Origin of the sequence: Algibacter miyuki (genome assembly GCF_030409805.1) — a bacterium.
In the GTDB taxonomy this organism is placed as follows: Bacteria; Bacteroidota; Bacteroidia; order Flavobacteriales; family Flavobacteriaceae; genus Algibacter; species Algibacter miyuki.
In genome coordinates, this window is the sequence record NZ_JAUFQP010000016.1 from 199,608 (window position 1) to 214,878 (window position 15,271).

General features: G+C 33.5%; 11 protein-coding genes. All 11 read right to left on the reverse strand.

What is annotated here, in order from left to right; translation table 11 throughout:
• Nucleotides 1-9 precede the first annotated feature (9 nt).
• Nucleotides 10-3,516, reverse strand: coding sequence for a SusC/RagA family TonB-linked outer membrane protein (locus tag QWY92_RS19460; protein ID WP_290274818.1), 3,507 nt, complete (start codon nucleotides 3,514-3,516; stop codon nucleotides 10-12).
• Nucleotides 3,517-3,599: 83 nt separating this feature from the next.
• Entirely contained in the window at nucleotides 3,600-4,517 is a 918-nt protein-coding gene (locus QWY92_RS19465; RefSeq protein WP_290274821.1) for a FecR family protein, read from the reverse strand.
• 122 nt (nucleotides 4,518-4,639) lie between these two features.
• On the reverse strand, nucleotides 4,640-5,149 hold the full coding sequence (locus QWY92_RS19470) for an RNA polymerase sigma factor (RefSeq protein WP_290274824.1): 510 nt from the start codon (nucleotides 5,147-5,149) through the stop codon (nucleotides 4,640-4,642).
• Between the two features lie 165 nt (nucleotides 5,150-5,314).
• Nucleotides 5,315-7,492 carry an alpha-galactosidase gene (locus QWY92_RS19475; RefSeq protein WP_290274826.1) on the reverse strand — a complete coding sequence of 726 codons (2,178 nt, stop codon included), beginning with the start codon at nucleotides 7,490-7,492 and terminating at the stop codon, nucleotides 5,315-5,317.
• Between the two features lie 2 nt (nucleotides 7,493-7,494).
• A complete protein-coding gene (locus tag QWY92_RS19480; protein WP_290274828.1) occupies nucleotides 7,495-8,868 on the reverse strand; it encodes a sulfatase in 1,374 nt (457 codons plus the stop codon).
• Between the two features lie 246 nt (nucleotides 8,869-9,114).
• Entirely contained in the window at nucleotides 9,115-10,635 is a 1,521-nt protein-coding gene (locus QWY92_RS19485; RefSeq protein WP_290274831.1) for a sulfatase family protein, read from the reverse strand.
• Between the two features lie 17 nt (nucleotides 10,636-10,652).
• Nucleotides 10,653-12,245, reverse strand: coding sequence for an alpha-L-fucosidase (locus QWY92_RS19490; RefSeq protein WP_290274833.1), 1,593 nt, complete (start codon nucleotides 12,243-12,245; stop codon nucleotides 10,653-10,655).
• Nucleotides 12,246-12,323: 78 nt separating this feature from the next.
• A complete protein-coding gene (locus tag QWY92_RS20640) occupies nucleotides 12,324-12,455 on the reverse strand; it encodes a DUF6786 family protein (RefSeq protein ID WP_377879094.1) in 132 nt (43 codons plus the stop codon).
• 664 nt (nucleotides 12,456-13,119) lie between these two features.
• Nucleotides 13,120-13,554: an RbsD/FucU domain-containing protein gene (locus QWY92_RS19495; protein WP_290274835.1), complete on the reverse strand. Its 435-nt coding sequence runs from the start codon at nucleotides 13,552-13,554 to the stop codon at nucleotides 13,120-13,122.
• Nucleotides 13,555-13,621: 67 nt separating this feature from the next.
• The gene (locus tag QWY92_RS19500) at nucleotides 13,622-14,392 is read right to left on the reverse strand and encodes an SDR family NAD(P)-dependent oxidoreductase (protein WP_290274838.1); all 771 of its coding nucleotides are present in this window, start codon (nucleotides 14,390-14,392) and stop codon (nucleotides 13,622-13,624) included.
• Between the two features lie 160 nt (nucleotides 14,393-14,552).
• On the reverse strand, nucleotides 14,553-15,263 hold the full coding sequence (locus tag QWY92_RS19505) for a FadR/GntR family transcriptional regulator (RefSeq protein WP_290274839.1): 711 nt from the start codon (nucleotides 15,261-15,263) through the stop codon (nucleotides 14,553-14,555).
• Between the last annotated feature and the right edge of the window lie 8 nt (nucleotides 15,264-15,271).

A 15,271-nucleotide genomic window follows, 5' to 3' on the forward strand; every position in this document is an offset into this window, starting at 1 on the left:
GTTTTTATATTAAAAGCTAACGTTTAATTTAAATCCCATAGGTACTGTCCATGGAGTAAGATTCCATTTTTCGAAACCTTGGTTACCATCGTTATATGCTGTTTCTGGATCTATACCAATATCGGCTTTTGTCCATAACATGATGTTCTTTGCGTATACCGAAAAAGAAATGTTTTGAGCTGAAATATATTGTGCTATATTATCTGGAAATTTATAAGTTAGGGTAATATCTCTTAGTTTTACAAAAGAAGCATCGTACATAAAAGTATCTCCGGTTCTCCAAAAACTTCCACTCGACTCTACGACTCTGTAAGCATCAAAAAACTGAGTGTCAGGCCCTCCAAAATTTTCAGTATAAGTACCATCTCCATTATCAATTACACCAGGGAAGAATACACCGTTATAATTTCCATTGTATTCAAAACCTCCTAAATCTTGATTTCTACCACCAACCCAAACATTGTTGTCTCGATAAATAGGGTTTGATTTAATTTCGTTAGCCAGTGCAGTTCTGTCTCCATTAAAAGAATTAGCATTTAATACACCTGTAAACGTACTTGTACTAATACCGTTATTCCAGCTTTCTATTTTACCTGAACGTGCCATTCGTTTCATAGACTCAGAAAAGAAATCGCCACCTTGCCTCCAATCTAAACTAGCAGATAGCGTGAAGTTTTTGTAAGTAACAGAAGTATTAAACCCTACAGCAAAATCGTTATTAAAGTTTCCTACTTTTTTCTGGTTTTCCTGAGCTCTTTCTACTTCCCATCTACCGTTAGAATCTAGTATATTCCACCCCTTGTATTCGCCTTCTTCTACTTTTTTAACATAAGGTGAATATAAGTCACCAATAACGCCACCTACTTTCGTAAAGGCTCCCATATCGGTTCCTCCTCCAAAAGACACTCTATCAATACCATCTACCAAAGCCACTAGTTTACTCTGTTGTTTTGTAAAGTTAAAGTCCATGTTCCATACTAAATCTTCTGTTTTTATAGGCACTATATTTAAACCTAATTCAACGCCATAGTTTTCCACATTACCAGCATTAATAGTGGTGCTTGTGTAACCTGTTAAAGGAGATACAGCTACATTTAAAATTTGATTTTTATTTTGTGTTTTGTAATACGTAGCATCAAAACCTAAACGGCCATTAAATAGTTTGATATCTGTACCAACTTCGTAAGACGTTGCTATTTCTGGTTTTAAATTGGTGTTGGGCATACTACTAGGCAGTGAATACGTAAAATCATCTCCCCAATAGCCTTGAGATAAGGTAGGGTTAATTAAATATGGTGAAGTATCTTTACCAACTTGCGCCCAACTGGATCTTAGTTTAAAAAGAGATACCCATTGTGGCATATTTACAAATTGAGACACTAATACACTTGTTGAAACTGAAGGATAAAAATAAGATCGGTTTTCTTCTGGTAAAGTACTAGACCAATCGTTACGGGCAGTAATATCTATATAAGCATAATCTTTATATCCAATAGAAACCATTCCGTAAGCACTGTAAACAGCTTTTTTATAACTAGCACTATTATAAGATAATCCACCTCTTGCTACGTTAGACAAAGTATAAAGTCCTGGTAAAACCAAATTATCTCCGCCAGAGCTGATAGAAGTGCTAAGTGTATTTAAAATATTTCCACCTATAGATGGATCAATTCTAAAATCTCCTATTTTCTTTTGATAAGAAAACAGTACATCAAAATTAGTTTCTCTAGAATTGCTATCACTAATATCGTAAGAGCCAAAAGGTTTACTGCTTCCAAAACCATCATAAGACCAAGGTCTAATAATTTCTGTTCTGTTACTAGTACTACTGTTAGATACTCTTGCCATTGCATTAAAATCATCATTGATTTCCCAATCTAATTTGATGTTTCCAAAGCCTCTAATTTTGTCAAATTTATTTATTCGCTCATTAGCCGAAAACCAAGGGTTGTTGTATCCTTCTGTAATTTTTCGCTGTTGTGCATTGTTTACCTCCCAATAATTATCTTTTAAATCGTTAACATTAATGTGTGGAGCAATGTTATAAATATCAAAGTACTGATCATTACTTCCTATAGATTTAGAAGGATAGTTTTCTGAATTTGGATTAGAAAGGTTAATGTTTGTAGAAACAGTTACTTTATCTGTAATATTAAAACTAGTTGCTAAATTCGCTCCAATTTTTTGTAGTTCTGTACCAGGTGTAAAACCTTCTCCTTTTAAATGAGAGATAGACAAACGAAAATTTCCTTTATCATAAGCTCCAGAAACACTTACATCGTTAATGGTAGTGACTCCTATTTTAAAATAATCTTCTAAACTATTATCATAAAATTTTAAAGGTGTTTCTTCACCGTTACTATTCCATTGCACTGCATTTGTGCCTTCTTCAGCACCATACCAATGTTGCCAAGTAGCTTCATCAAACAACCCTTTTTGTCCGTTTGTAAATCTATTTTGTAAGTCTATAAATTTATAAGGCGCGTTAAAAGTTGTGGTGGTGTTAAATGTTACTCCAATTCCTTTTGTAGCATTTTCACCAGATTTTGTAGTAATTAATATAACCCCGTTCCCGGCTCTAGAACCGTACAAAGCTGCGGCACTCGCTCCTTTTAAAACAGATATATTTTCTATATCCATAGCGCTAATATCTCCCATGACATTAGTATCTCCAACTGGAGAACCATCAATAACCACTAGGGGCTGATCGTTTCCGGTTAAAGAGGTTTTTCCTCTAATATAAACGTAAGTTTCATTGTTTAAATCGTTGCCTCCGCGACGAATATCTAAACCAGAAATTTTGCTAGACAAGCCGCCTAAAACATTTTCTTGTGGAACAAGATTTAGTTTTTCATCGTTTATTTCACCTACAGAATACCCTAAAGCTTTCTTTTCTCTTTTCATACCCAAGGCAGTAACTACAACCTCTTCTAAATCGGCAGCATCTTCTTTTAAAATAATATTCAAGTTACTTTGAGTATTAATCAAAATTTCTTGACTTGAATAACCCATAAAAGAAATAAGTAAAATAGCATTGGTATCTGAAACAGCTATAGAAAACCGACCATCAAAGTTAGTTACTGCTCCATTAGTTGTTCCTTTTTCAATTATCGATGCACCAGGAAGCACTATTCCGTTTATATCCGATACAGTACCAGTAACAACGCGTTGCACACTACTTTTAGTTACTTTTTTTATTAATATCTGTTTCTCATTTATTTTATATTCAAAGTGCCCTTTAGCTGCTAAATCATTTAATAAATTAACCAATTTGGTTTCTTTATAATTAACTGTAAAGGTGCCTGAATCTTCAATAACCTTTTGCCCATAAGAGAAATTAATATCGTGTTCTTTTTTTATTTTTGAAAAAATAGTTGTTAGTTTAGCATTTTCTAGATTAATGCTTATTTTTAATTCCAATACGCTCTTATAGCTATTTCCGTAACTGGTAACAGGAATTAAACTTATTATAATAAATAGTATAAATAACTTAGATAAGTAATTTTTAAATTTCATTTTAAGTGTTGTTTTGTTATATATTTCGACGCTTTTTACCGGAAGGGTCTGTGACCGCAGACTCTTCTTTTTTGTTCTCAATTTTATTTAACTTCTATCATATTATTTTGTTTTAAGGTTAATTTTAAGTCGCTTATGTAGTTAATTTTTTCTAATAGCTTCTCTAAACTTTCATTTTTCTTTATGGTTAATGACATTTGAATGTTTCCCTGTTCCTTATTTGTAAATTGAACTTGAGTTCCGTAATTTATTCTGATGAAATCTGCCAATGCTTTCATACTCACTTTTTCCAAATAAATACTTTCTTTAAACCACGATACAGCAAGTTCATGTGGTACTTTTTTTGTTGTGAAAGACTTTGAACTAATTTTATATTTAGTTTGTTGATTAGGTTTTAAAGTAACAGCGTTAACGGCGTCAAACACTTCTACTACACCGGTTGCAACAGTTACTTTTATTATGGAATCATTATCCGAAATATTAAAACTAGTACCTAACACCTTTGTTTTTATATTCTGAGTTTTAACTATAAAAGGTTTATTCTCGTTCCTTTTTATTTCAAAAAAAGCTTCACCTTCTAAATCTAAATGTCTTGTTCCCCTAAAGTTGTTATTATATTTTAGTTCACTATTTTTATTTAGAAAAACAATACTACCATCTATTAAATTCACTTTTTTAACTTGATCAGATCTATTTGTTACTATTAACATCTCTGAGGTGTTATTATGTTGTTTAAGAAAGAAAAAACTACTTAAACCAATAAGTAAAACCATAGATGCTGCCACCCCTATTTTATAGATATTTTTTCGTTTTATTTCTTTCTTAATAGCACGATATATACTTTTTTCAACTTGTTTTTTTTCCAACTCACTAAAAAAAATATCATTTTTAGATTTATTAATAGCCTCTTTTTCATAGGCTATTAATGAAGCTTCTTCTTCCTCAGTAATTGTTTTATTTAAAAATTTATCCAAAAGGAATTCAAATTCTTTTTCAGTCATAATAAAGTATCTATAGGTATATACCTCAATAAGTAGTGTACACGTAAAAAAAACATTAAACTTTACGTTATGTTAATATTGAGTTTATTTAAAGGAATAAAACAGCAATTAAAACAAGCTTTCTATAAGCCCATTTCACTTTTTATGCTTCTAATTGCTAAGGAAATTTGAGTTTCAACAGTACGTTTCGAAATACCTAACTTTTGAGATATCTCGTAATTATTAAGCTCGTTATAACGGCTTAAAGTAAAAACTTGTTGACGTTTTTTGGGTAAGTTATCAATGGCGTTATTAATACTTTTTTGGGTTTCTTTCAATTGCAGATTATCCAATATTCCACTCGCATGTGGAGTTTTAATCGTGTTTAATAAATCTATATCTGTTTTATTAAACTTATCATCTCTAAGTTCCTTATAAACTCTAAAACGAATGGCTTTAATTAGATAGGCCTCTATATTAGTACTTTCAATACTTAATCGTCTTTCCCAAAAATCTATAAAAACCTCTTGAACAAGGTCTTTAGATAAATCTTTATTTTTTAATAATGAAAATGCAAGCGCATACATACGTTCCCATAGCCTATTGTATAGTATGGTGAAAGCGGACTCATCCGAGTCTTTAATCTTGTACATTAATTCTTTAAAGAAATTAATATTATTCGACTGTCTTTGCATGTAACAAATCAAGTCAAAATTAAAAGAATCTAGATTACCTAAAAGTAAAGAATTTGTTAAGATGATTAATATTGATAAGTCATCTTACGACATAAAATCTGTTGATTAATAATTTCATTCAAATTAATCAGACACCTTTACTAATTTAAAAACAGCACTTTCCAATGGTTTTCGTAAATCAATCTTAACGCCTCTATTCATGAGAATATCTCCTGAAACTACCTGTTCATTAAATTGAATATGTGATTTGTTACCTTCTTTATTAATTTCGTTAACCTGATAAATGGCGGATTTATCCAAACCTTTCATCCTTACGAAATTACGCTCATATCTGCGATGAAAATCATGGCTATAAACCATTAATACCGCTTCTTCTTTGCTCTGAGAGACATAATTAATGGCTGCGTAACCATCGGTATCATATGGTGATTGTAACCTATAAAGATCTCCAAACTGAATTATTGGTCTGATGTCTTTATAAAATTTAATACCATTTTTTGTAAATTCCAGTTCCTCAGATTCTAAATCACTAGGGCTTAATTCAATACCTAAACGACCACCAAAAGCAACATCAGATCTGAATTTTAGAGATGTTTCTCTACCTGTTTGATGATTTGGCGACTTTGTAACGTGAGCCCCCATGGCAATGGGCGGGAAAAAATGATTTGTGCCCCATTGGATAAAAATACGCTCGTAAGGATCGGTATCATCACTTGCCCAAAATTCATGTGTATATTTCATTGAAGCAAAATCAACGCGTCCACCTCCTGATGCACAGGCCTGAAAAATGACATCTGGATATTTTTCAAAAAGACGTTTAAAAACAGATTCTAAACCACGGCTGTAGTCAATCCATAAATGCGATTGTTTTTCCTTTTCTAAATAAGTAGAACCAAAATTCTGTAAATGACGATTGGCATCCCATTTAATATATTTTATACGTGGGTGCAAGCTTAAAACATCATCAACAACACCAAAAACGAAATCTTGAACCTCAGGATTGGAAAGATCTAACAATAACTGATTACGTTCCAGCAATCCTTTCCTATTATTGAGTCTTTGTACAATCCACTCTGGATGATTTTCTGCTAGCTCACTTTTAGGATTTACCATTTCGGGCTCCACCCAAAGACCAAATTTCATCCCTAATTTTTCAGAATGATTAATAAGATCATCTATACCTTTTGGTAGTTTTTCCTTATTAACCTGCCAGTCGCCCAGTCCCGCTCTAGATGAATTTCTTGGATACTTATTTCCAAACCAACCATCATCGAGAACAAATACTTCCACGCCCATTTCAGAAGCACCATTCATCATTGCTTTTAAGCGTTTAGCATCAAAACTAAAATAGGCACCTTCCCAACTATTTAATACTATTGGGCGCAATTGGTCGCCATCTTGTAAATTATATTTTCTCGCCCATCGATGTAGGTTTATGGATGCTTTGTTTTTTCCTTCTGAACTATACGTAAGCACCATTCGTGGAGTTTCAAAAACGGTGTTTGGTTTTAATAAATAATCTGAAGCAAAGGGATTAATACCTCCCACTAATTGGCAACGTTCCTGATCATCTATTTGAAAAGATAGTCTGTAATTCCCCATCCAAGCTAACGACCCAAAAATAACTTCCCCAGAATCCTCTGCCGATTCTTGATTCAGAGATAAAATAAACGATGGATTTTCATATTCAGTAGTACGAACGCCACGTTTTGTTTCAATACTTTTTATTCCATTTGTCAACTTTTCTTCAGTCATTCGCATTTCGCGAGCATGGCTTCCATTAAAATGTGATAAGTAATAACTTTCGGACTTAAACCCAATTGCTGAAGAAGCAAATTGTTCTAAACGAACTTCTTGATCTTCTTTATGTGAAATGCTTGTCCACTGCTCAATGACATCTTCATTTTGATATGCCTTAAAATGTAAATCAACAAAGAACGGCAGTTTTTCATCCTTTAAATATATGGTTGTATTTTGAATGTTTCCTTCAGTATTCTGTTCGTGCGACTGATAGATTAAATCCGTTGCCATTGTTCCGTCGGCATGTGCTGCAATAATAGCAACTTCATCTGAGCTCCCATTTCCAAAAGAAGGATAAGCTTCATTAAAAGCAGGTCTCATTTTTTCAATTCCATTTAATAAATCAAGTTTTTTACCGTAATGAAATTGGTACACTTTATTCTTAGAAACATGATAAACGAGCGATGAGTTTTCTGTATTAATATGTATAACCTGAGCATTTAAAGTTGTAAAACATAATACAAGAATGAATAAGTGGAAATATTTTAAATTTTCATTCATATCTATTTTTGATAGTTTGGATTTGGCATAGGTATTTTCGCTTCTGTTTCCTCTAACCATTCCGTCAACATGGAAGACATCGACTCACGAATTTCTGGCAAGATATGAGCTAAATTATTCTCCTCGCCTTCGTCGTTCTCAAGGTTGAATAATTCATTTGAAGCATCTTCAAAATAATGAATGAGTTTATACTTTCCCATTCGAACTGCTGCTGCAGGTTTACCACCTTGATTGCTATAATGTGGAGCATGCCAAAAAATAGGCCTTTGCTCAGGTTCTTCTTCAGTAAGGAAAATGGGGCTAAAATCAACACTTCCCGGCATTTCTTTAATAGCTCCACAAACAGAACTTATGGTAGTCATAAAATCATAAGAAACAACCGGGTATTCACTGGTACTGTTAGCTTTAACTTTGCCCGGCCAGCTAATCATTAAAGGAACTTTAATTCCACCTTCATATAAATATCCTTTCCCTGCTCTATATGGGTAATTGCTAGTTGCAGGTGTAAAGGCACCCTCCTTAACCGATAAGCCTCCGTTATCACTTGTAAGCACAATAAGGGTGTTTTCTAACAGTTTTTCTTTTTTCAAATGCCCTATGAGATATCCTATATTTGTATCCAAAGTTTCAATCATGGCGGCATAACGAGCATTTCTGTGATAAACAGGATTTGTTTCTTTAATCTTTTTCTCGTACTTATTTAACAAATCTTCTTTTGCCCATAAAGGGATATGCACCGCATAGTATGGTAAATATAAAAAGAAAGGTTCTTCCTTTTTGCTATCAACAAAATCGATAGCTTTTTTTGTAATCAAATCTGTTCTATATTCTGGATGTTCGTCGATGTTAATAATACCAGGCTTAGATTGCTTATCTGCCGATATTACATAATCAAAACCTTGTTTATTGGCAGAATAAGCATCACCTCCTAGGTGCCATTTACCAACAATTCCCGTGGCATACCCTTCCACTTTTAATACTTCGGCAATAGTAAGCTCATTTAAATTGAGTCCCTTACCATTTTCTGGAGGTATAAGCGCGTGCTTGTCCGTTATTTTAAATTCTCGCCCTCTAATATGCTCTGTAAGTCCAGTGCTTACAGGTGGTTTACCCGTTAATAAACTTGCTCTTGTTGGAGTGCATACATGCCCTGCAGAGTATGCGTTGTAAAATATCATTCCGGATTTGCCAAGTTTGTCAATGTTTGGTGTTTCGTGTAAATCACTTCCGTAACTACCTAAATCGGAATATCCCATATCATCAACCAATATAACAATGATGTTCGGTTTAGTTTCTTGTTTAGACTGCCCATTGGAAAACAAGCTATATAAAGAAAAAATTAACGCAACTGAAATTTGGCATAAAGGGGTATTCATCGTAAATTTTATATTATAGGTTATTACACTTTTTTCATTTAGTTAATTAAAATCTGTTTTTAGTATTCCTTTTCTCTTGTTAAAATCTCCCTGACATTATACTTTAGGTTTAGTTCACAAGCAGTGACCTCCTCTAGGAGTCATTTCGGCTTTAATTATACCAGCGCTTTTTTAATGTTTGACGCCCTCATTTGGTAATCTTCAGTGATAGTTAACAATGTGTTTCAGGTATACCTAGCATACACACTAATCTGCCATGAAATTATTGAATGCGTCTGTAATATCAACTGGGTCTCCCATTTCATTTTGCAGAGTTTTATATTCTTGGAAAAGCAGGTTTAAGACATCCTTATATTCCTTTTTATTCTCTGCCAAATCCACCATCTCTAAAGGATCATTTTGCATATTATATAACCGAACAACATCAATAGTTGGATAAACAATCATTTTATACTCTTCTGTTCTGTACATGCGCTGTGCTCCAAAATAGGCTCCATACACAACAGGATTGCTGCTTTTATCGGTTCTACCTGTTGCTAAAGGTAATAAAGTATTAAAATCAATCTGTTCGGGTTTTTCAATTCCTGCTATATCAAGCGTTGTGGCCATAACATCTTGCAAATACACAAACGAATCTACTATTTTTCCTTTAGGCACATTTGGTCCAGACATTAATAAAGGTACGCGCATACTACTATCGTACATATTTTGCTTCCCTATAAAACCGTGGTCTCCTACCGCTAGTCCGTGATCTGCAGTGAAAAATATATACGTATTATCTGCCTTTCCAGAAGCTTCAAGCGCATCTAAAATACGACCTATTTGTTGATCCATATGGCTAATAATGGCGTAGTATTCCTGTCTATTTACTTTTACCGAATGTTCCGTTCTTGGAAAAGGAGCCAATTTTTCGTCACGAAGTTTCCTCCCCGCACCTGCGGCTTCATTGTATGGGTATTCTGGAATAAAATTTTCAGGAACATCAATTTTATCAACTGGGTACATATCAACAAACTCTTTAGGCGCTTGCCTTGGATCGTGAGGTGCATTGAAAGCTAAATACATGAAAAAAGGTTTATTACTAACTTTAGCTTGTTCTATAAACGAAATTCCATCGTCGGCCAAAACCTCGCTCCAATGTTTACCTCCTTTCCAATAACCTCCATTGATACTATCATATGGCGACCAAGTATCAGGCTTTCCTTCACCAAAACTCCTTAAATAACGTTCGTTTTTTTGATTGGGCATCCCTGGTCGTACATTTGTAGAATAATCAAAAATTTCTCCAGGTTTTACTTCTCCTACATGCCATTTTCCTGCCATATATGTTTCATAACCAGCTTCTTTCAAATATTGAGGCCAATATTTTTCTGGTTTTTTAAACGCAATTTTATATTTCGACTTTGCTTTTGGTGCATTTTTATCGTTTATATTATTTCCTTTTTTTGAATAGGATGCTGCTTTCCAAAGATAACCGCCTGTAACTAACATAGTTCTACTTGCGACACATACAGCAGGCGTAAACGATCCTTGGTTGAAAGTATGAGAAAAAGAAACACCATTACTTAAAAGCCTATCCAAATTTGGTGTTTTTACCGGACAATTATTTAATGCCCCTATGGTATTAAACATTTGATCGTCTGCAAAAAGAAATAATATGTTAGGTTTTTCTACTTTAGAAATAGTTGTTTTCCCTTTAGAATTACAACTAATACAGATGCTTATAATTAGTAATATTAGTGTGTTTTTCAATGTGCTAATCTTCATTTTTTTAACTATTTTTTTTAATGGTTACCATCTAAATCTACCTTCTTAGTCCCTTCTAAAGCTTTACTTGCATCTGTTTGAATAACGCTTGGTGTATGTTGGTTGGTATTTGTTTGAACTTCAAAAGACCAGGCATATTCACTTTTCCCAAGGTCTTTGGGTGGAATAATTTCTAACCCTTCTGCTGTTATGTTCCAAGAAACCTCAGTATTTGCACCTAACAATTTCACTGATTGTACTTCGTTTTTAGTCCAGCCTTTGGTAGCTTCTATAACAATAGGCGCTGTTGGTTCATCTAAAGCAATAACGAAAAGCTTTGTTCCTTTGGTTGTAAAAGCTAAATTTCCGTTTGTTTGGTGATTTTCTTTCCAATACCTCGTGCTATAAATCGCTTCTGCATTAATATCTAACCAATTCCCCATTTTATTAAGCAAAACCAATTGTTCATCAGGAATGGTTCCATCGGCTTTTGGCCCAATATTTACTAAAAAATTTCCATTTCTAGAAATAACCTCAACCATTTCATCAATAATAGCATTGGCGGTTTTATATTTATCATTTTCTAAATAGCCAAAAGAAGTACCGAAGGTTGTACAACTCTGCCATTTTGGACCAATAACCTTTAATTTTAAATTATCTTTTTCTAAACAACCAATACCGTCCGGCCAATTTCGGTTTTTACCTTTGTTGTTTACATAAACTTCCTGATTGTTCGCGTTACCGTTATTCATAAAATCGGTAATCATTAATCGGCATTGATCGTAGAAATATTGAATTTCTGGCTTAAATACTTTAGGTTCTACCTGTGTATTATTACCATCTCTTGTAAAAATAGGAATATCGTCAATCCATAAAAAATCGGGTTGATATTTATTTTGAATTTCCTTCCATCGTGCGACATACTGATCTGTTGCAAATTTACTAAAACCAAAAGGCCCGTATAATGATTCTGCCTCAGGATTCCTGCTAATTTCCTCCAAAATATCCTCTCGAGCTTTTGCATCAACTTTATATTTTTGTGTAGTAAAAAAACTAGTATGTCTTTCTCTATGATATGATGGAGCATATTTTAAACCTTGCTTTTTAACCGCTTTTCCTAAATCGCCAACCAAATCGCGTTTAGGGCCTTTATCCATGGCATTCCAAGGTGTTAAGTCAGAATCCCAATTAGCCCAACCATCATGATGTTCTGCGGTTAAAACGACATACTTTGCTCCTACTTTAGCAAACAATTCTGCCCATTTATCTGGGTTCCAATTTTCGGCTTTAAACTCTGGAATAATGTCTTTGTATCCAAATTCTGGTGGTGCTGCTCCCCAACGTTCTCTTAAATACGGATAATAATAAGTGGAATCCTCATAAATCATTTTAGGAACATGTTCTGCATAACCTCTTCCGCCTTTACGATGACCAATAACGCTGTAAGGTCCCCAATGGATAAAAATTCCTATTTTACCATCGTTAAACCAATCTGGCACTGGCATTTTCTGGAGCGCTTCCCAGCTGCCGTCGTAAGGCAATTGAACGATTTCTTTTTTCTTTTCTTTTGAATTACAAGCCCATAAAAGAAAAGTGGTAAAGGTTACTAAAACTGTGTTTCTAATTCTCATTTTCGTATATATTATTTTATTTAAAAGTTGTTTCAATATCTGTAATACTAACTCCAAAAATCGTCTGTACAATAGGGGTTAAAGCATCTTTATCGCCTTTGATATAAAAAATTTTCTCGTCATTACCCGACCTTGAAAAGCCGCCGAAACAACTACTTTTGATTGATTTGAAGCATCGGTGAGCTCAATGATTTCGATATAATTTTTCATGATTTAATTTTTACTTTTCGGTCTATAAGTTTCTAAACGAGATTCCATATCTTTTACTATTTCAGGAAACTGATTGTACATATTGGTGTTTGTATATTTATCTGTTTCTAAATTATACTACTGAGCTATTTGTGTATTTGCTTATAGCTTTCCTACTCTCAAAGATAAATGTTTCTTACTTTTAGAAGCTAACAATAGTTTTTTTCTGATATTTTCTTTTGGAATACGTGAAAAATGAAGTCATACTGAAAAGCATAATATGACCTTATTAATTCAAGGATAACGGACAATGATAAATGCAATTAACTTAGTCTTAGACGAAAAATTCTTCAGAAGAAAAGGAGTTCTAAAACTAGAAATTGAGAAGATTCAACATAGAAAACATCATTATAATGATGCTCTTCAAAAGCATTGACAAAATATTTTAATTAAACGTCCTAACATTTAGGACGTTCAATTAAGTGTAAAAATATTTATTGCTTTCGCGAAAGAAAAATATATTATTGTGTATTTAAATTTACTAAATTTTAGGTTGAAGATGAAGTGGTCAACCGTTGTAGTACTTGATTTTCTTGAAACGCAATTCTTATTATTAGTCAATTAATTTTATTTTTTTTGACTCAAAACAAAGATTTCTGATTTTCAGTTAAAAAACTCCACGTCTCTAAAAATTATTTTCTTCCGCCATTTTTACTACACCAACAGTTAATATTAAATTTGCAAAACGGCGTTGTTCTCCTGTTTGAATAATTAAAGTCGTATTAGGATTTCTAATTTTATCATAGAAAGCCCAACGTTCCATCTCATCCCAAGTTACTTCGCCTAAAAGTTTTTTATAGGTTTCGTGTATTTCTGCATTGGCTTCAGCAGGTTTCTCCATAACGATTGCTCCTTGAACTGGGCAAACTTCTAATATACCTTCTAGTACTGTAACAGCATCTAACAATCCTGGTTTAAAGTTTAAATGTACTGTGGTTGAATTAGGCCCCGTCATGGCAGCAACAGGTAAATTACCATCTGCAATAACAACTTGTGCAAAATGGCCCGAACGCGCCAACACTTCCATAATAGTTGGGTGTATTACTGGAGTTTTTAGCATACGTTTATCTTTTTGAACGATTATTAATAGTAGGTTTAATACTTATTTTTTACCAGTTTACAAAGCATTACATATTGTAAACACCACCATTGATATCAAGCGTGGCGCCAGTAATAAAGCCATCGTACTCGGAGGCCAAATATAAAACGGCTCTAGCTACGTCTGCTGCGTTACCAGCACGTTGAATTGGAATACCGGCCGTTGTTTCATCGGCTGATTCTTTTGTTGTGTGTGTGTTATGAAATGATGTTCCAAGGATAAGTCCCGGAGCCACGGCATTAACTCGAGTTCCCTGTGGTCCTAATTCTGTAGATAGTGCGCGTGTAAACGTTAATATAGCGCCTTTACTAGTTGCGTAAACTAAAGAACCTGGATGTCCACCTTTGCGGCCTGCTAGTGATGCTAAATTAACAATACTACTATGGTTGTTTTTTGCAAGATAAGGTGCTGCAGCTCGTGTTACAAACATCATGGATGTCATGTTGATATCCATGACCTTGTGCCAAAATTTAGCTTCCATTTCATTCAGCATTTTACGTGCTACAAGTGAACCTGCGTTATTAATAAGAATATCAATACCTCCTAAAACTTCTACTGTTTTTTCAACAACTGAATTTACATCGGCTTCTTTTGTTAAGTCGCCACTAATGGCAACCGCTTTTTGTCCTTTACTTTTTGCGTATTCCATTAATTGGTTCGCTGTATCTGCACTAGAAAAATAGTGAATAGCAACATGAGCACCGCTATCAATAAAATGTTTCGTGATTGACTCTCCAATCCCTTGTGCTCCAGCAGTTATGAGTACGTTTTTTCCGCTTAATTTATTATCTTTTATCATATTATTCTTATATTGATTGAGGTGATAATTTTAGAATTACCAGTTCATGTATTTTCATTTTAATATATTCAATACAAGTGCAGAAGTAAAAAAATAAGGATTGACAAAAATTCAAATCGTTTTTTTCAATAACTAACGTTTGTTTTTGTGTTCTCTAATATTAACTAACGTCGCAATACTCGTATAATAGTTTAAAATGCTCTTTCATTCTTTTTTCTGCTAAATCTGGATCTTGATTTTTAATTGCATCATAAATTTCAGCATGCTCTTTTATTCTCAATTCATCTAACGTATCGTAATCTTTATGATACTTTTTGAAGTCTACAATAATCTGAGGTGTTATACCAATCATAATTTCATTCATTGTAACATTTCCGCTTGCTTTTGCAATTGCTAAATGAAACAATAAATCTTCTTGAACAGCATCTTCTCGCGCTAATAACTTTATTTTATGAGCATTTAAAGCCTTCTTAATTCTTTTTAAATCAGTATCTGTACGCCTGTTTGCTGCAAGTCTAACCGTTTTCAATTCTAACAAAATCCGAGTTTCTACCAATGATTTAAAATTAGGAATACCCAAACTTAAAATATCTTCAACCATACCATTCATGGCAATGGTACCAATGTTTGCTATAAATGTTCCACTTTGTGGCATTGATATTAATATACCATATGATTCTAATTTAAGAATAGCTACCCTTACAGTTCTACGGCTAACTCCAAATTTTTCGGCTAGTACACGTTCAGCAGGTAATTTATCTCCAGGTTCAAGATGTTTACTAGTAATTAAATCACTTATTTGAGAGATAAGTGTTTTAACTCGGCTAGTAATTTCTTGATTTTCATTTTTAGAAAGTACGTTTATGTTCATATCAATTA